Origin of the sequence: Vibrio pomeroyi (assembly GCF_024347595.1) — a bacterium.
In the GTDB taxonomy this organism is placed as follows: Bacteria; Pseudomonadota; Gammaproteobacteria; order Enterobacterales; family Vibrionaceae; genus Vibrio; species Vibrio pomeroyi.
Genome location: NZ_AP025506.1, coordinates 575,044 through 594,300, shown reverse-complemented (window position 1 = coordinate 594,300; position 19,257 = coordinate 575,044). Strand labels below are relative to the sequence as shown.

Below are 19,257 nucleotides of genomic sequence, written 5' to 3'. Positions count from 1 at the left end.
TTTTGGTTGTCATTAAGAAGGGTTAATTCTCAATGACTGTTTGCCGGACTCAATGTGATTCAAACGAATTTGAATCGAATACAAGACACTTGAATGTGTTTGTTGTGTTTATCAAAAGATAAACATTGAGAACTTTTAAATTTGATTGAATTACTCGTAAGTAATCAATCAGTCAGCTTTCCAAATTGTTAAAGAGCTAGGTATTTCAAAAGAAATAACCATTTTTAAAGATTCTTAAGGAAGAACACTTAAAGATGGTGGAGCTATGCGGGATCGAACCGCAGACCTCCTCGCTGCCAGCGAGGCGCTCTCCCAGCTGAGCTATAGCCCCATCTGGAAAAGTATTTCCTACTCTTAACTTATTAAACCATCAATCTGTGTGGACACTTATCGTGAATATCTTCGTATAAGGAGGTGATCCAGCCCCAGGTTCCCCTAGGGCTACCTTGTTACGACTTCACCCCAGTCATGAACCACAAAGTGGTGAGCGTCCTCCCCGAAAGGTTAAACTACCCACTTCTTTTGCAGCCCACTCCCATGGTGTGACGGGCGGTGTGTACAAGGCCCGGGAACGTATTCACCGTAGCATTCTGATCTACGATTACTAGCGATTCCGACTTCATGGAGTCGAGTTGCAGACTCCAATCCGGACTACGACGCACTTTTTGGGATTCGCTTACCATCGCTGGCTTGCTGCCCTCTGTATGCGCCATTGTAGCACGTGTGTAGCCCTACTCGTAAGGGCCATGATGACTTGACGTCGTCCCCACCTTCCTCCGGTTTATCACCGGCAGTCTCCCTGGAGTTCCCGACATTACTCGCTGGCAAACAAGGATAAGGGTTGCGCTCGTTGCGGGACTTAACCCAACATTTCACAACACGAGCTGACGACAGCCATGCAGCACCTGTCTCAGAGCTCCCGAAGGCACACCTGCGTCTCCGCTGGCTTCTCTGGATGTCAAGAGTAGGTAAGGTTCTTCGCGTTGCATCGAATTAAACCACATGCTCCACCGCTTGTGCGGGCCCCCGTCAATTCATTTGAGTTTTAATCTTGCGACCGTACTCCCCAGGCGGTCTACTTAACGCGTTAGCTCCGAAAGCCACGGCTCAAGGCCACAACCTCCAAGTAGACATCGTTTACGGCGTGGACTACCAGGGTATCTAATCCTGTTTGCTCCCCACGCTTTCGCATCTGAGTGTCAGTATCTGTCCAGGGGGCCGCCTTCGCCACTGGTATTCCTTCAGATCTCTACGCATTTCACCGCTACACCTGAAATTCTACCCCCCTCTACAGTACTCTAGTTCACCAGTTTCAAATGCAGTTCCGAGGTTGAGCCCCGGGCTTTCACATCTGACTTAATGAACCACCTGCATGCGCTTTACGCCCAGTAATTCCGATTAACGCTCGCACCCTCCGTATTACCGCGGCTGCTGGCACGGAGTTAGCCGGTGCTTCTTCTGTTGCTAACGTCAAGAGATAGCGCTATTAACGCTACCCCCTTCCTCACAACTGAAAGTACTTTACAACCCGAAGGCCTTCTTCATACACGCGGCATGGCTGCATCAGGCTTTCGCCCATTGTGCAATATTCCCCACTGCTGCCTCCCGTAGGAGTCTGGACCGTGTCTCAGTTCCAGTGTGGCTGATCATCCTCTCAGACCAGCTAGGGATCGTCGCCTTGGTGAGCCATTACCTCACCAACTAGCTAATCCCACCTAGGCATATCTTGACGCGAGAGGCCCGAAGGTCCCCCTCTTTGGCCCGTAGGCATTATGCGGTATTAGCCATCGTTTCCAATGGTTATCCCCCACATCAAGGCAATTTCCTAGGCATTACTCACCCGTCCGCCGCTCGACGCCCATTAACGCACCCGAAGGATTGTTAGTGTCGTTTCCGCTCGACTTGCATGTGTTAGGCCTGCCGCCAGCGTTCAATCTGAGCCATGATCAAACTCTTCAATTTAAGATTTTGTGACTCAACGAATACTGACTTCAAAACTACAAAAAGTAATTCTAAAGCTATTACCATTCCAACAGAATGGTAATGAATTGACTGTGCCAAATAACCGAAGTTATTTGTATTGGTCACTCAGTTCATTGAAATCATTTTGATTCCGAAGAATCTGTTTTATCTAACGATAAAACGTTTTGATATTCATCAACGAGTGCCCACACAGATTGATAGGTTTAAATTGTTAAAGAGCTTTACTTCTTGAGCGTTCCTTTTAACCAAGGAGCCTCTCGAAGTGGACGGCCATTCTAGCGAATTGGGTTCCAGTGTCAAACACTTTTTCCAGCTAATTTTTCAAAGCATCTTAAATGCTTAGTTCCGTCTTGTTACTCAGTTCAAACCGCTTGGTTATCCTTGGCAACGGAGGCGCATTATAGAGAGAATAATCCTTTGCACAAGACCAAAAACAAAAAAAAACCGCCACCGGCGACCGTTCGAACACTATTCAAACAAAGCGTTCAAAATAGGTACGATTACGCCTTAATTTCAGCTAATCGTACCTACCGTTCGTGCTTTAATTATTGGTGAGCAATGATTCTGTCGTTATTTACTAATAGTTGAACTTTTTTCTCTGGGTTTATTTTTCCAGCCAGTATCGCTTTCGCTAGCGGGTTCTCAACACTCTGTTGAATCGCTCTTTTCAACGGTCGAGCACCATATACCGGGTCGAAGCCAACTTGAGAAATCAGCTTAAGCGCTTTTTCCGACACTTCAAGTTCATAACCATTATCTTCCATACGCTTTTTCAGATGCTCAAGCTGGATAGAAGCAATAGATTGAATGTGTTCTTGGCCTAATGGGTGGAACACAACACTTTCATCAACACGGTTTAAAAACTCAGGACGGAAATGCTTACCTACAACTTCCATCACCTCATTCTTTATCCCTTGATAGTCGAGTGTGTTGAAATTCTCTTGGATTCTCGAAGAACCAAGGTTAGATGTCATGATCACCACCGTATTTCTGAAGTCGACCGTGCGACCCTGACCATCGGTTAAGCGACCATCATCAAGAACCTGCAACAAGATATTGAAAACATCCGGGTGTGCTTTCTCTACTTCATCCAACAAAATCACTGAATAAGGCTTACGACGTACAGCTTCTGTTAAGTAACCACCTTCTTCATACCCAACATAACCTGGAGGCGCACCAACCAAACGAGCAACTGAATGCTTCTCCATGAATTCAGACATATCGATACGAACCATCGCATCATCACTATCAAACATAAAGTTAGCGAGTGTTTTACACAGTTCGGTTTTACCTACCCCAGTAGGACCGAGGAATAGGAAGGAACCAATCGGCTTATTCGGATCAGACAAACCTGCACGGCTACGACGAATCGCATTCGAAACCACTTCCACCGCTTCTGCTTGACCGATGACACGTTTATGCAGAACACCTTCCATTTTAAGAAGCTTCTCTTTCTCCGCTTCTAACATTTTCGAAACTGGGATGCCGGTTTGCTTAGATAGCACGTCTGCAATTTCTGCGTCGGTAACCTTATTACGTAATAAGGTCATTTCTTGCATTTCAGCTTGAGTCGCGAGATCTAACTGCTTCTCTAGTTCAGGGATGCGGCCGTATTGCAATTCAGACATTCGGTTAAGATCACCAGCACGTCTTGCAAAATCCATATCCATACGAGCTTGTTCTAACTCTGACTTGATATGTTGCGTGCCAGACAATGCGGCTTTTTCTGCATTCCAAACTTCTTCGAGCTCTGCAAAATCTCTTTCTTTATCTGAAAGCTCAGCTTGTAATGTACGAAGGCGTTTTTCACTGGCTTCGTCATTTTCGTTGGTCAGAGCTTGCTGCTCGATCTTCAATTGAATGATCTTGCGTTCAAGCTTATCCAGAGATTCCGGTTTTGAATCGATCTGCATACGGATACTTGATGCAGCTTCATCAATCAGGTCAATAGCCTTGTCCGGTAATTGGCGATCAGAAACGTATCGATGAGACAACGTTGCCGCTGCCACAATTGCTGGGTCAGTAATTTCAACGTGATGGTGAAGTTCGTAGCGCTCTTTCAGACCACGAAGAATGGCTACCGTGTCTTCAACCGTTGGCTCATCGACCAGTACTTTCTGGAATCGACGCTCTAATGCAGGGTCTTTCTCTATATATTGGCGATACTCATCGAGGGTCGTCGCACCTACACAGTGTAATTCCCCACGAGCCAACGCTGGTTTCAGCATATTACCGGCATCCATAGAGCCTTCGCCTTTACCGGCACCGACCATGGTGTGAATTTCATCGATAAAGAGAATGATGTTGCCTTCTTCTTTAGACAATTCATTGAGAACCGATTTCAAACGTTCTTCAAATTCACCACGATATTTAGCACCCGCCACTAAAGAGCCCATATCCAATGAAAGCACACGTCGGCCTCTTAAACCTTCAGGTACTTCATTATTGATAATGCGCTGAGCCAAACCTTCAACAATCGCGGTTTTACCAACACCAGGTTCGCCAATAATGACAGGGTTGTTTTTGGTACGACGCTGAAGTACTTGGATGGTACGACGAATTTCATCATCACGACCGATAACAGGATCGAGTTTTCCTTGCTCTGCTCTTTCAGTCAGATCAATGGTGAACTTCTCTAATGCTTGACGTCTGTCCTCGGCATTTGGGTCATCGACCTTTTGACCACCGCGAACTTGCTCAATGGCTTGAGATAATTTCTGTTCAGTAAGACCAAGCTCCTTAAGCAAGTTACCTAAAGGACCTTTGTCTTCAATAGCAGCAAGTAGGAAGACTTCTGAAGATATGTAACTGTCTTGACGCTTTTGCGCGACTTTGTCACATAGGTTGAATAACGTGCCCATTGCATTCGACAGCTGAACATCACCACCGATACCACTTACTTTTGGTACACGATCTAATATTTCGCTTAGCTTTGAACGCAATTGAACCACATCAATATTCAACATGGTCAGCAATGGGCGAATTGCACTGCCATCTTGATTAAGCAAAGACACCATTAGGTGTACAGGTTCTATATATTGGTGATCACGACCTAATGCGAGCGACTGAGCATCAGATATCGCAATTTGGAATTTACTAGTGAATCGATCGAGACGCATGCCAACCTTCCTACTCTTAGATATGTTTATCTTATGGTTAGAAGATGGATACGGTAACGTAGATTTTCAAGGGATAAGAATGAAGAATAGAGCTTATCTAAAAATATAAATGAGCTGGATGAGTAGTTGCACTAGTTAGAAATTACTCTAACCAAATAAAAGTAGCCTGACGCCCTGTAATGCCATCACGACGATAAGAATAGAAAGCGTCTGAATCTGCGAATGTACATAGGTTAGAGTCAGTCACTTGTGACACGCCCACTTTCGCAAGTCTTTGTGTTGCAAGTTGAGACATGTTCGCTAGCCATTTTCCTGATTCAGCTTTGGCTTGAAATGCTAATTGAGCTTGAGGATCAAAGCGAACAAAAGCTTCTAGCACGTCATCACCAACCTCAAACGCATCTTTACCAATAGCAGGACCAAGCCAAGCCATAATTTGGTTATCTGAATCAAGGTTTGAAAACTTTGCGACTGCATTCTCAAGAATACCACCAGCAAGACCACGCCAACCAGCATGAACAGCTGCGACTTGAGTGCCTTTGGTATCAGTAAGAATGACTGGTAAACAATCGGCTGTCATTGCAGAACAGACAACACCGGTAGCTGTGGTAAATGCCCCATCAGCATCGAGAATATCCGTCGTCGGTTCTAAAACCGTAACAACATCTGTTGAGTGAGTTTGATTTAACCAGACTGGTGAAGCAGGCATGTTAGATTGTTGCTTAAGCCATGCTCGGTTATTTTCAACAAGCGAAGCATCATCCCCAACATGCGTACCTAGGTTTAATCCTTGATACGCACCCGTTGAAAAACCCTCGAAACGTGTCGAAGCAAATGCCTTCACGTTTTTAGGTGCATTCCAGTTAGGGATGATCATTGACACGATTAAATGTCGTCTTCTAGGTTTTCGCGAGCATCAACACGTAACGCTTCAGCCATCACAACCATGTCATTTGGCACTGGAGCGTGGAACTCAACTTCTTCACCTGTAATTGGGTGAACAAATTTAAGCATAACCGCGTGTAGTGCCTGACGGTCAAAAGAACGAATCATTGTCGTTAGTTCTTCAGATGCGCCTTTTGGAATGCGTGCACGACCACCGTATGCCACATCACCTAGCAGCGGGTGCTGAAGGTATGACATGTGAACACGGATTTGGTGAGTACGACCCGTTTCTAGACGCAGACGAATACGCGTATGTTCACGGAAGTGCTCAGCAACACGGTAGTGAGTTACCGCAGGCTTACCTACTTCATTTACTGCCATTAACGTGCGCTTAGTTGCGTGACGGCTAATGCCTTTTTCTACCACACCACCAGCAGTCATTTTACCGATAGCAATCGCTTCGTATTCACGAGTAATGCGACGCTTAGCCAATGCACGTACAAGACGAGTTTGAGCTGGAACCGTTTTAGCCACAACCATAAGACCAGTTGTATCTTTATCAAGACGGTGCACAATACCAGCACGAGGTACTTCAGCAATTTGTGGGTAGTGGTGCAGTAACGCGTTTAGCACGGTTCCATCCGGCGTACCTGCTCCAGGGTGAACAACAAAGTCGCGAGGCTTGTTGATAACCAATAAGTCGTCATCTTCGTAGACAATGTCTAGAGGAATGTCTTGTGCTTCCCAGCGCTCTTCATCTGCAAGTTCAGCTTGCAGGATGATCTCTTCACCGCCCATAACCTTAACGCGCGGCTTAGTGATAACTTCGCCATCCACTTGGATTTTGCCGTCAAGAAGCCACTCTTTAATACGAGAGCGAGAAAAATCGGTAAATAGTTCAGCGACAGCTTGGTCTAAACGTTGACCTAACTGGCTGCTTTTTACTGTGTCTGTTAATGTGATCTGCTGAGCCATATCGAACTTTTTTAAAAACCGTGAGACTAATACCCATTAGTATGGATAAAATAGAATAATTGCATCATTGTATCTGTTACTGGTTAGAAAGTAACGGAAGCTTACGAAATATTTAATTCAAGGAATCGACGCCTGACATGAAACACCTTACTTTATCGGGTCTATTAGCCGTATCACTCTTGGTTGGTTGTTCAAGTAGTGAAGAGATAGTGCCAGATGTACCGCCATCGGTTCTCTACTCTGACGCTCAAGAATCACTGCAGAGCGGTAGCTGGCTTTCTGCAATCGAAAAGCTAGAAGCCCTAGACTCTCGTTACCCATTCGGCGCCTATTCTGAGCAAGTACAGCTCGATCTGATTTACGCTTACTACAAAAATGATGACTTAGCCCTTGGCCTTGCGACCATTTCACGATTCCTGCGTTTAAACCCAACTCATGAGAAACAAGACTGGGTTCTTTACATGCGCGGCCTAACGCACATGGCACAAGATCGAAACTTCATGCACGATATTTTTAATATCGATCGTAGTGACCGAGATCCAGAACCAGTGAAGCTTGCTTTTGCTGACTTCAAGCGACTACTTGAGCGTTTCCCTGCGAGCCCTTATGCGGAAGATGCACAAAAACGCATGTTCGCACTTAAGAACCGCCTAGCGGAATACGACTTAGCAACAGCTGATTTCTACTTACGCCGTGAAGCTTGGATTGCTGCAGTTAACAGAACTCAAGAACTGCAAAAGACTTACCCTGACACAATTGCAGCGCGTAAATCTTTGAAAATACAGCTCGAAGCCTACAAACAACTGGGCCTAGAAGACGCAGTTTCAAGAACAGAAAAGTTGATTGAGTTAAACCCACTCCCTTAATCAACCATTTACATATCAATCAAAAAAGCGCGCTAATTAACTAGCGCGCTTTTTTTTCAACTGGATTTCGCAAACTTGATGAATCGCACAATACACGGTATCTTCAATAAATAACTGTTAACAAAACATCAACATGGAGTGTGGATGTGAGTAGGTTGTTATTACTTATCGGGATCATGCTATTTAGCCAATTTTCCCACGCATTAGAACTGTCCCCATTGAGCAATAAGCCATACATGGGAGACTTAGATGTACTCAAAACCAAAGGAACGGTTAGAGTGCTGGTTTCTGCTGATCTTGGCTTCTACTACATAGAAGATGGTAAGCCAAAAGGCATAGTGGCAGAAATGCTCTACCACTTTGAGAAAAGCCTTCGCAAGAAACACCCTTACCTCAATGTTCAAATCATTCCTGTACAACGAGATGATCTGCTGCCTTCTTTACAGTCTGGCTATGGTGATGTTGCCGTAGCTAACCTGACGATCACCGATAAACGATTAGAAAGCATCGATTTCTCAGATCCTATGATTAAAGATGGTAAAGAACTCATTATCACCGGGAAGAAGTCAGCGCCTATCACTGAAATCAAGCAATTGAGCGGTAAGGAAGTATGGATACGCGCGAGCTCTAGCTACTTCGAGAGTGTGCAAAGGGTGAATAAAGAGCTCAACGAATTAGGTTTACCACCACTGCATGTCCACTTTATCGAAGAATCACTGCAAGACTATGAACTAATAGAACTGGTTAACCAAGGCTACATACAAGGCACAATTCTAGATAGCCATAAAGCTAAGCTGTGGATCGATGTAATGGAAAACATTCAGGTTCATAACGACTTACCGTTACGTGAAAATGGCCGTATTGCGTGGGCTCTGAGAAAAGACAGCCCAATCCTCAAAGCAGAGATCAATAAATACGTTAAGAAAGCTCGTACTGGTACCTTATTGGGGAATGTGATTTACCAGAAATACATCGACAATACCCGTTGGTTAGGGCGAGCCCTCAACCCTAACAAAGTAGACAGAGTCGCTAAGCTGGCGGATGTCTTTGAGAAATACTCCAGCAAATACGAATTTGACCCATTAATGATGTCGGCGCAGGGCTTTCAAGAGTCAGGGCTTGATCAGAGCCAAGTCTCTCATCGTGGTGCCATTGGTGTGATGCAGGTATTGCCTAGCACAGCTCGAGATAAAAACGTCAACATAAAAAATATCCATAAAGTAGACAACAATATCCACGCGGGCGTGAAGTACATGCGCTTTATCAAGGACCGCTATTTTAGTGACGTGGCGATTTCCCCCGACAACCAGATCTACTTCACCTTAGCCGCTTACAATGCAGGTCCAGCCAAAATCAGAAAGATGAGGCAACTGGCTAAGAAACAAGGCTATAACCCCAACATCTGGTTCAAGAATGTCGAAATCATCACTCGTAAATATGTCAGTAAAGAGCCTGTAACCTATGTTGCTAATATCAACCGTTACTTTGTTATCTACAAACAGCTAGCGGCGATTAATGCTACTCGAGAAAACGGAACCGCGAGACTACTGCAAACCAACGATTAACGCTTTTTGGCATTCTTAGCCATAACAACAAACGCTTGAGAACGGACTAAAAACACAAAAGCCGCATAAGAAAACTTATGCGGCTTTTGCTTATAAAATTCGTAGAGGTCTTGAATGTGACTTCAATCACGAAAGCGTATTGAGTGAATTTTCATCAAGCACTTTCAATAAGCTGTAAGACGCCCCTAAAAACCGTTTTAATTTTTAGCGAAGCCTTGCCTCCAAGTTATCGTTTTTCATAGGGATAACAAGCATTTTCCGACAAAAAGATACCAAGACTTGCGTGAGATCACATTTGATTTTAATGATCATGACACCCAACCAAAACAAGATCTAGATCACATTCTTTATTCCTAAAAGTCGTAATCTGAAGTTAACCCATGAGGGATACAACAGAGGAAAACTTCTATGAAAATGAACATCACTGGTAAAAACATCGACATTACCTCTGCAATCCGTGATCACATAGAAAGCAAATTTAAGAAGCTGGATAAATGGCAAGTAGACATCATTGGCTGCCAAGCGAGCTTTAGTGAAGAACCAAACAAGAAGAAGAAATTTGAAGCGGTACTAACCGTACCAAAAGGCCAACTTGTTGCTTCATCAATCCATGACGACCTCTACGTTGCCATCAACGAAGTAGAACAAAAACTAGAACGTCAACTCAACAAGCTGCGTCATAAACCAGAAGCGCGCCGCGCTGAAAAGCCTGAAATCGAAGAGCTAGAAGCTGAAGTAGAATAAGGAAAGATAACAGATTAAAAAATAGCGCCTCAGGGCGCTATTTTTTTGCTTGACGCTCGTGGCTCGCTTGCTTATTGTGTTTAAACATTCATAAAACAATCACTTTTTATGCACACTCAATCTTTGTTTATTTTTGACTTCTTTTTTCTTCCGTAAATCGGAGGCTAAGTCGTTTTAGAAAAACAAGTCAAAAACGAACAAGAAGCCTCCCACACTAGGGAGGCTTTTTTATAAGGACACATTTATGACTGACCGCTCAATTTCACTGGATGATATCCGCCTTCGTCTTAATGACTTAGACGACGAACTACTGAACCTACTTTCAGAGCGTCGCAAGCTAAGTATCGAAGTTGCGAAAAGCAAGGTAGAAACATCAAAGCCAGTTCGTGATGCAGTAAGAGAACAACAACTATTAGTAAAACTGATCAACAACGGCAAAGATAAATACGAACTTGATGCTCAGTACATTACCAAACTGTTTCACACCATCATCGAAGATTCTGTTTTACTGCAACAGTCATACTTACAAAACCTAGCGAATCCGCAAAGCCGCAAGCCATTGGCTCGTGTAGCGTTCTTAGGTTCTAAAGGATCTTATTCTCACCTTGCGAGTCGTGAATATTTCAGTCGCAAGAATATGGAATTGATTGAGCTAAACTGTAATCACTTCAAGGAAGTCGCCTCAACGGTAGAATCTGGCCATGCTGATTACGGTGTACTGCCTATTGAGAACACCAGCTCAGGTTCGATTAACGAAGTCTACGACCTACTACAACACACAACGCTTTACATCGTTGGCGAGCTTTCCCAACCAATCGAACACTGCCTAGTGGCGAAAAGTGATATCCGATTAGAAGACATCAAAACACTTTACTCACATCCACAACCACATCAACAATGCAGTGAGTTCTTGAGCCGCCTCAAAGGTGTGACTCTTGAGTCTTGCGCAAGCACAGCTGACGCAATGAAAAAAGTTAAAGACTTAGACGGTGATGATGTTGCTGCGATTGGTAATGCGTCTAGCGGCAAACTTTACGGACTTCAGCCAATTCAAGGCAACATTGCGAACCAAACAGAAAACCACACACGTTTCATCGTGGTCGCTCGTAAGCCTGTTGAAGTATCGACTCAGATCCCTGCGAAAACGACACTGATCATGTCGACTTCTCAAGAGGCGGGTTCTTTGGTTGAGACACTACTGATTCTACAGCGCTTGGGCATCAACATGACTAAGCTAGAGTCTCGTCCTATCATGGGCAACCCTTGGGAAGAGATGTTTTATGTCGATCTAGAAGCCCACCTAGATTCAGACAATATGCAGCAAGCAATCACTGAGCTAACAGCGATTACTCGTCACCTGAAAGTGCTGGGCTGCTACCCGAGTGAGAACATCAAAGCCACGCAAGTTAAGTTGTCATAGCTTTGAACTAGTATGAACTTCAGCCTCACAAGCATTTGGCCTACAGTAGGCCAAATGCTTTAGTCACTAGCTAGGCACAATTTATTTGTTTCGCAGCCCCTGCATATCTACCGACCACTATCGTTTTGTACCTTTCTAGAATAAAACTCACTAGTAGCTTTTTTGTCAATTAAGACAAAACCTTACCCCCTTCACAGGAAATCACCGAACATCGTCTAAAAAATAGCGAGCTCCTGCCAAGTAACATAAACTGACGCGCTAAAATTTATAAACAATGTTGTGAATAGCCATGAAGCTAAGTACGAAAATATTACTTCTGATTGCCCCTGTAATACTGATCAGTACGGCGACTTCTAGCTATATCATCTACTCCACGCAAAAAAGCAGCTTCATCAAACGTGAAGACAATGCACTGCAGTTAAGCATGGAAAAGCTAGCTGGTTACTTTCGTCAGTCTCGATCTTTCCTAAACAGTTACTCTTATACCCTCACCAAAAGTGACATGGTTAAGAACTACTTTATGGTTGATGATAATCCCAACCGTGAGCTTGAGCTGATTGATAACCTCCACGAGACGATTCAACTGCTGCAAGATGGCGACGACAGCTTTACAGGGCTTGCCCTTCTCGATGGCGATCGAACCCTCAGCTATTACGCTGAAAATAGTAGTGATCCTTTCGCAAAGATGGATCCTAAAGTGTTGGAATTCATCGACCATCAATATCATGCAACCTTAGCTACTTCGAGCACCAACTACATACAAAACTCCGAAGGCGAAGGGATGTTGGTTCACTATGAGGTGCTTGATAAAAAAACGGTTTCAACACCCATAAGCTATCAACTCAACAATGTGTTTTTTGTGGTAGTGTCAGTCTCACTCGATAAGTTTAATTCACTGCGGAAACAGATAGAGTTCGACTACCAAACCAGTTTGTTCTTTACCCCAACACCTGTCACTTTAGGGCATGAATTAACCCAAACCGTAAAGCTTGCACCAGAGCTTTACGCCACACTCGATCCCGCACAGTTCTTGTTAGACAACAAACTCAAATCTATCTGGAATGAACTCAGCCTATCCTTTGCCTTATCTGCATTTGTTTCGGTTACCTTGCTACTGATTCTTCTGTCTCGTTGTGTAATAAGCCCAATCACACGTTTAGACAGACAACTTCAGCAAGTAGAAAAAAAACAGAGAAAGAACATTGAACGTTTGGGGACGAATGATGAGTTAGGCCGCTTATCACAACGTTTTTACGATATGTACCAAGAGTTGGATAACACCTATCAACAGACAAAGGTGTTGGCAGAAAACGACCAACTGACCAAGATTGCCAATCGACGTCAATTCCAATCATTCGTTGAACAATCTCTGCCTAAACCGAATTCAAATACCTATACCTGGGTGCTTTATCTCGACTTAGACAACTTCAAATTTGTGAACGACAAGTATGGCCATCAGATCGGTGACTCAATACTGGTGTCCTTTGCTCAACGCATCACGGATATTTGTGCTCTTTATCAAGATAAGTACTGTGCTCACTGCATGCCTGCACGCTTGTCTGGTGATGAATTTGTTGTGTATATCAATGCGCCCGCTCATTCGGGTAACGTGGCACATGACTTCTCTGAAAAACTATTAGAGCCGCTGCAAAAAGGGTTTATTACCGAATCTGGTAGCTTTCCGATCACCGTCAGCATTGGGATCGCAACCTACCCTAACGATGGGTACTCGATCGAGAAGTTGTTATCGAATGCTGATACTGCGATGTATCAAGCAAAGCGAGCTGGCAAAAATCAGTTTGCGGATTACTCGTTAGACTTAGACAAAACAATTCAACGCCAAGCTAGCATCGAGCAAGCGTTAAGAGAGAAGAACTTTGATGAAGAGTTTAAGCTTGTTTACATGCCTTATATGGACTCTAGTGGCAGCGAGGTTATTGGCGTAGAGGTACTGCTGCGTTGGAAATCAAGTCATCTTGGATTGGTTCCGCCGAATGAGTTTATTCCGATAGCCGAACAAACCGGTTTATTTGAGCTTGTCGATCGCTGGGTGATTAAGAATGCATTCGCCTCCTTTCATCAACTGCAGGCTCAATTTGATCACTCCATTCAACTATCAATCAACTTGTCTTCAGCCGGGATAGAAACCACGCACCTCGCTGAATTCATTGATCAACACGCTGGGATTCAAAACATTCCACCAAGTTTGATTGATTTTGAGATCACCGAAACTTTCTATTCAAACTCACAAGGCTTCCCGCGGCTCAACGAACTGTCTCGAATGGGCTACCGATTAGCAATTGATGATTTTGGTTCGGGCTACACATCCATAACCCAATTAGTTGAGTATCCAACCCAGAAAATTAAATTGGATAAAGGCTTTTTAGAAACCTTGATCGAAACAGACAATCAGAACATAGTTAAACCCGTGATAGAGCTGTGTCATGCACAGGGCAAAACCGTTACGGCTGAAGGCATCGAAACCAAAGAGATGCACAAATGGCTGCAAGATGCCCAGTGCGACATGCTGCAAGGCTATTACTTTGGTCAACCTATGCCACTACAAGAGCTCAACGAATGGTATCGTGCGCATCAACTTCGTTTTAATCAGCTTCGATTTAATCAACAAGAAGAAGAATCCAACACATGAAGAACGTCATCATTGCTTCGCTAAACCCGGCAAAAATAAATGCTGTTAAAAGCGCGTTTCAGTCAGCTTTTCCAGATACCGATTTTGAGTTCACTGGCGTCAGTGTGCCAAGTGGCGTAGCAGATCAACCGATGAGCAATGATGAAACCTATCAAGGTGCGGTGAACCGCGTACATAACGCTACTCAAGCGCAGCCTAATGCGGACTTTTATGTTGGTCTAGAAGCAGGAATAGAAAAAAACGTCACCTTTGCATGGATGGTGATTGAATCTAACGGGCAACGAGGTGAATCACGTTCAGCAAGTCTGATGCTGCCACCAGCCGTGCTTGAAAAGCTAGAGCATGCAAACGAGCTCGGAGATGTAATGGATAAAGTGTTTGGTACTGATAATATCAAACAGAAAGGCGGTGCGATTGGCTTACTGACACATAACCAGCTGTCTCGCAGTTCTGTGTATCACCAAGCTTTAATCTTAGCGCTGATCCCATTTGTGAATCCTGAGCACTTTCCTATTTAGTGTTTAGCTGGAGCTCAAGAAGATCTGAAGTGAATGAGCTGAAATCAATGTTCAGAAACAAAAAACGCTAACAGTCAGTTAGCGTTTTTTATCAAATCTTACTCTCACAACTTAGTGACTATTTGAGTAATAGATCCGCAATCACGGCTTTCTCTTGTTCCGATTTTGCCTTTAGCTCATTCGAACCTCGAGTAATTGTAGCCACACCTACTCCTAACATTTGGCTTACTTGTCTTTGAGACATCTCGCCTTTCATCAGCTCACAAAAGATATTAATTCGAGCAACCAGAGCATCTCGCTCATCGGGGGTCATCATCATAGTCAACAACAGTTCGTGCTGATCTTTTTCGACAGCCGTCTTTACCAAATCCATTAGTTGTTGCCAATTATCATATTCAGGTTGTGATGCCATATCTCTACACTTACTTTTAAATTCAGACTTTAAAGAGTCGCTTAACGATTGAAAGCGTTTAACACTTTATACCGCAACACTTGATGCAATCCAATGTAAAAAGGCAGTAAGTGGAAATGGTTCGCACTCACTGCCTATAATATTTACTCAGTTTTGGACCAAGCGCCGAGAGCTTAGTATTTCGTTTTTGCCTCATGAGGCGCTAAAAACGTGCCCTTCTCACCTAAGATATCTCGATAGTAAGTCTCAAACATCAAGATGTTCTGAACATATCCACGCGTCTCTTTGAATGGAATCATTTCAATAAAGGCATACGCATCAAGCTTTTCGTCACTGCGTGAACGCCACTGCTTCACACGGCTTGGCCCTGCGTTGTATGCAGCAAAAGCAAAAATACGGTTGTTGTCATACTGAGAAAGCAAACCATCGAGATAGTGACTCCCAATCTCTATGTTCTTACCGACATCATAAAGATCATCGCTGCCCTTGTACTTAATCTGATGCTTGTTAGCCGTGTATTGCGCCGTCTTCGGCATAATTTGCATGATGCCACGCGCGCCAACAGGAGATCGAGCTTCCGAATCCATCGCACTCTCTTGTCTTGCTAAAGACATCAAGGTGATTGGGTCGATATCGTGCTTCTCAGCATAAAAATTAAACCACCACTTATGAGCTACCGGGAAACGTAATGCAATGTTATCCCACATTTTCGCTGAGATACTCGCCGTCACCGTAAAGTGATTCCATCGTTGTTTCGCAGCGTGGGCAGCAAGCATCGCCTTTTGGTCTTTGTCTGCATTAGTTAATAACCAACGCCACTCACTCTTCGCAGCCGCAATTTTATCTCGGTCAATCAGCTCACCAATACGAACTAAAGACGTATCGAATGGCTTCACCATTTCAGCATTGTATTTGAGGGTCGATGTTGGGTATTGAACTGGCTTTCCTAATTGCTTCGCTGCAGCCACACTATAGAAATTACGTTGCCCCAAGATATCAGACAATCGCTTGTTACCTTCCGCGGTATCACCCAGCGCAATCTCCGCTCTGCCCTGCCAATATTGCCAGCGAAGCGAAGCTTGATGCTTATCATCCAAGCGTGCGATCCACTGCTGTAAACCAGACCAATCGGCATGTTGAATCGCTAAACGAGCACGTCGCTCAAGCAGCACTTGCTTTGATGAACTCGCGAGCATTTTGTCTCGCCACGCCATCAACTCTTCAGAATCTGTGTTAATCAAACGGAACGTTAAGTAATCCGCAAGTTCTTGAGACTTCTCTTTTGAAAACTTCTGAGCCTTGATGACATCATCAAACACCGCTTGAGCATTGCTTGATGACTTCCTTGCTAGCTTCTCGAAACCAAACTCGGTTTGAGCTCGATAGAATTCATTAGCAGGATGTTTCCTAGCAAATGCGAGCACGTTTTCAGGCTTGTTGTACAAGGCTTTCATCTGCTTAGCTTGAGCAATTGACTCATCATGATCCAATTGCTTGATCAGGTAGCTCATCAGCTTGCCGTTACGGCCTTCAAACGCTAATAACATTCTATCTAGTATGAGTTCATCCGTTCTTAAACCAGCTTGGTCCCAGCTCTTAAACAAAGGGTCACAGGCATCATCAACACCACTGCCGCTCAACCAAAGCTGTTTCGCTCCTTTGAAAGCAAGCTCTTTGTTACCTTGCTCGTAATGCGCTCGATAATAGATACATTGGTATTTTTCACCGACAGGCTCTTTGGTTTGAAACTCAAGGATGGTCTTCCACTGCTTTTGAGAAGCTAATGAATCCAGATAAGGTGCACGCATTCGATTGGAGAAAGGCAGTGCCTTGTTCTCTTCAATAAAAGCATCGACCTCAGCAGGAGTGCGATCACCTAAGCCAATCAGAAAGGCTCGATAATCGGTGTAAGGTGTTAAAGGATATGTTTGAATTTTGTTACGCAGCGTCGAGTAGGCTTTTAGATCACGGCTGTCTAAAACCTCTTGCGCTCTATCATAAACATCACGCTGCATTTCAAGCTCGGAGGCGTTGCTAGCCATAGCCATCGGAGCCAGTGAAAATGAAGACAAAATTGCTGATGCAGCCACAGCAATTTTCGTATTACCAATGCGGAAAAACATTCGCTCTTTCCTTAGTGCGTGTATGAATACGTGAAGTCTATTTACGCCCGACATCACATCAAATGTAAAGAGTTTGAGTGTAAATATTATTAACATTTAACACTTCGCCTCAGAAGCTCATTAAATATAGTTTTAATGACCAATGTGACAATAATAGGTAAGGATTAGTTCAAGAATGGCTTTTCTGACCTAGGAGTAACATCTTTGGGGATATTGGTATAAAATAGCAGACAATTTTGAACAATAATTAGGATCGATCGGCAATGGCTGAATACGTATATACCATGTCTCGGGTGAGCAAAACTGTTCCACCTAAGCGTCAAATTCTTAAAGACATTTCTCTTAGCTTTTTTCCTGGCGCTAAAATCGGTGTTTTGGGTCTAAATGGTTCAGGTAAATCTACCCTACTACGTATCATGGCTGGTATTGATACTGATATTGATGGTGAAGCTCGTGCACAGCAAGGCCTTAAAGTAGGTTACCTACCGCAAGAACCTGTACTAGACGAATCAAAAACGGTTCGTGAGATCGTAGAAGAAGCGGTTTCTGACGTTGCTGACGCACTTAAGCGTATCGATGCAGTTTACGCAGCTTACGCAGAACCAGATGCAGACTTCGATGCACTTGCTAAAGAGCAAGGCGAACTAGAAGCACTGATTCAAGCAAAAGACGGTCACAACCTAGAAACAGCTCTAGAGCGCGCTGCTGATGCACTTCGTCTTCCTGAGTGGGATGCGAAAATTGAATTCCTATCAGGTGGTGAGCGTCGTCGTGTTGCTATCTGTCGTCTACTTCTTGAAAAGCCAGACATGCTGCTTCTTGATGAACCAACCAACCACTTGGATGCAGAATCAGTAGCATGGCTTGAGCACTTCCTAGTTGATTACAGTGGTACTGTTGTGGCAATTACCCACGACCGTTACTTCCTAGACAACGCAGCTGGCTGGATTCTAGAACTTGACCGTGGTGAAGGTATCCCATGGGAAGGTAACTACACATCTTGGCTAGAGCAAAAAGACGAGCGTCTTAAGCAAGAAAAAGCGGGCGAAAGCGCACGTCAAAAGACTATCGAGAAAGAACTTGAGTGGGTTCGTCAAAACCCTAAAGGCCGTCAAGCTAAGTCTAAAGCTCGTATGGCTCGTTTTGAAGAACTGACTACTGGTCAATATCAGAAGCGTAACGAAACTAACGAACTGTTCATCCCGCCAGGTGAGCGTCTAGGTGACAAAGTTCTTGAAGTGAACAACCTAACTAAATCGTTTGGTGATCGCGTTCTTATCGACGACCTATCGTTCAGCATGCCTAAGGGCGCTATCGTAGGTATCGTTGGTGCCAACGGTGCAGGTAAATCAACACTATTCAAGATGCTAAGCGGCGCAGAACAGCCAGATTCAGGTACAGTTGAACTAGGCGAAACCGTTAAGCTTGCTTCTGTTGATCAGTTCCGTGACAGCATGGACGACACGAAGACAGTATTCCAAGAGATCTCTGAAGGCGCTGATATCATTAAGATCAACAACTTCGAAATCCCTGCACGTGCATACTGCTCTCGTTTCAACTTTAAAGGCAACGACCAACAGAAGATCATCGGTGAGCTTTCTGGTGGTGAACGTAACCGTGTTCACTTAGCGAAACTGCTAAAAGCGGGCGGTAACGTACTGCTACTCGATGAACCTACCAATGACCTTGACGTTGAAACTCTACGTGCTCTTGAAGAAGCACTGCTTGAGTTTCCTGGTTGTGCAATGGTTATCTCGCATGACCGTTGGTTCCTAGACCGTATTGCGACCCATATCTTAGACTACCGTGATGAAGGTCAAGTTAACTTCTACGAAGGTAACTATACTGAGTACACTGAGTGGCTGAAGCAGACTCTGGGCGCTCAAGCGGCAGAACCGCACCGCATCAAGTACAAGCGTATATCTAAGTAAATTAGCTTGTATTCTGAACAAAGGCCGCGATAATAGCGGCCTTTGATATATCTGGCTTACTATTTA

Annotated in this window: 12 protein-coding genes, 1 tRNA gene, 1 rRNA gene and 1 other annotated feature; of the genes, 7 read left to right on the top strand and 7 right to left on the bottom strand. The window is 44.2% G+C overall.

Annotation, left to right across the window (positions count from 1 at the left end; all coding sequences use genetic code 11):
- Positions 1 to 255: 255 nt before the first annotated feature.
- The 5 genes from OCV12_RS02600 to rluD all read right to left on the bottom strand — a co-directional run bounded on the left by OCV12_RS02600 (position 256) and on the right by rluD (position 6,962).
- Positions 256 to 331 (bottom strand) — tRNA-Ala (locus tag OCV12_RS02600).
- Positions 332 to 407: 76 nt separating this feature from the next.
- A 16S ribosomal RNA gene (locus OCV12_RS02595) occupies positions 408 to 1,962 on the bottom strand.
- 566 nt (positions 1,963 to 2,528) lie between these two features.
- Positions 2,529 to 5,102: an ATP-dependent chaperone ClpB gene (gene clpB, locus OCV12_RS02590; RefSeq protein ID WP_176682032.1), complete on the bottom strand. Its 2,574-nt coding sequence runs from the start codon at positions 5,100 to 5,102 to the stop codon at positions 2,529 to 2,531.
- 142 nt (positions 5,103 to 5,244) lie between these two features.
- Entirely contained in the window at positions 5,245 to 5,979 is a 735-nt protein-coding gene (gene pgeF / locus OCV12_RS02585) for a peptidoglycan editing factor PgeF (protein WP_261885919.1), read from the bottom strand.
- 8 nt (positions 5,980 to 5,987) lie between these two features.
- Entirely contained in the window at positions 5,988 to 6,962 is a 975-nt protein-coding gene (gene rluD / locus OCV12_RS02580) for a 23S rRNA pseudouridine(1911/1915/1917) synthase RluD (protein WP_017629774.1), read from the bottom strand.
- 137 nt (positions 6,963 to 7,099) lie between these two features.
- Here rluD and bamD point away from each other — a divergent pair, with 137 nt between their 5' ends.
- The 6 genes from bamD (at position 7,100) to yjjX (ending at position 14,725) form a co-directional block, all read left to right on the top strand.
- Positions 7,100 to 7,828 carry an outer membrane protein assembly factor BamD gene (gene bamD, locus OCV12_RS02575; protein WP_176682030.1) on the top strand — a complete coding sequence of 243 codons (729 nt, stop codon included), beginning with the start codon at positions 7,100 to 7,102 and terminating at the stop codon, positions 7,826 to 7,828.
- Positions 7,829 to 7,968: 140 nt separating this feature from the next.
- Entirely contained in the window at positions 7,969 to 9,393 is a 1,425-nt protein-coding gene (locus tag OCV12_RS02570) for an MltF family protein (protein ID WP_315972794.1), read from the top strand.
- A gap of 408 nt (positions 9,394 to 9,801) precedes the next feature.
- Positions 9,802 to 10,137 (top strand): ribosome hibernation-promoting factor, HPF/YfiA family, encoded by a 336-nt coding sequence (hpf, locus tag OCV12_RS02565; protein WP_004735034.1) that lies wholly within the window; start codon positions 9,802 to 9,804, stop codon positions 10,135 to 10,137.
- A 110-nt stretch (positions 10,138 to 10,247) separates the two neighbouring features.
- Positions 10,248 to 10,369 (top strand) — a sequence feature (Phe leader region).
- A 12-nt stretch (positions 10,370 to 10,381) separates the two neighbouring features.
- A complete protein-coding gene (gene pheA, locus OCV12_RS02560) occupies positions 10,382 to 11,557 on the top strand; it encodes a prephenate dehydratase (RefSeq protein ID WP_261885282.1) in 1,176 nt (391 codons plus the stop codon).
- Between the two features lie 289 nt (positions 11,558 to 11,846).
- Complete coding sequence (locus OCV12_RS02555) at positions 11,847 to 14,207, top strand: putative bifunctional diguanylate cyclase/phosphodiesterase (protein ID WP_390904532.1); 2,361 nt, start codon at positions 11,847 to 11,849, stop codon at positions 14,205 to 14,207.
- Positions 14,204 to 14,725, top strand: coding sequence for an inosine/xanthosine triphosphatase (gene yjjX / locus OCV12_RS02550; protein WP_261885281.1), 522 nt, complete (start codon positions 14,204 to 14,206; stop codon positions 14,723 to 14,725). The genes OCV12_RS02555 and yjjX overlap by 4 nt, the downstream gene beginning before the upstream one ends.
- Before the next feature lie 118 nt (positions 14,726 to 14,843).
- Here the strand turns inward: yjjX and trpR are convergent, their stop codons facing one another.
- Both trpR and sltY read right to left on the bottom strand, forming a co-directional pair.
- Entirely contained in the window at positions 14,844 to 15,137 is a 294-nt protein-coding gene (gene trpR / locus OCV12_RS02545) for a trp operon repressor (protein WP_004739494.1), read from the bottom strand.
- A 173-nt stretch (positions 15,138 to 15,310) separates the two neighbouring features.
- Positions 15,311 to 17,260 (bottom strand): murein transglycosylase, encoded by a 1,950-nt coding sequence (sltY, locus tag OCV12_RS02540; RefSeq protein ID WP_261885280.1) that lies wholly within the window; start codon positions 17,258 to 17,260, stop codon positions 15,311 to 15,313.
- A 263-nt stretch (positions 17,261 to 17,523) separates the two neighbouring features.
- On the opposite strand from sltY, the gene ettA reads away from it, so the two are divergent.
- Complete coding sequence (gene ettA, locus OCV12_RS02535) at positions 17,524 to 19,191, top strand: energy-dependent translational throttle protein EttA (protein WP_017629779.1); 1,668 nt, start codon at positions 17,524 to 17,526, stop codon at positions 19,189 to 19,191.
- Positions 19,192 to 19,257: the final 66 nt, after the last annotated feature.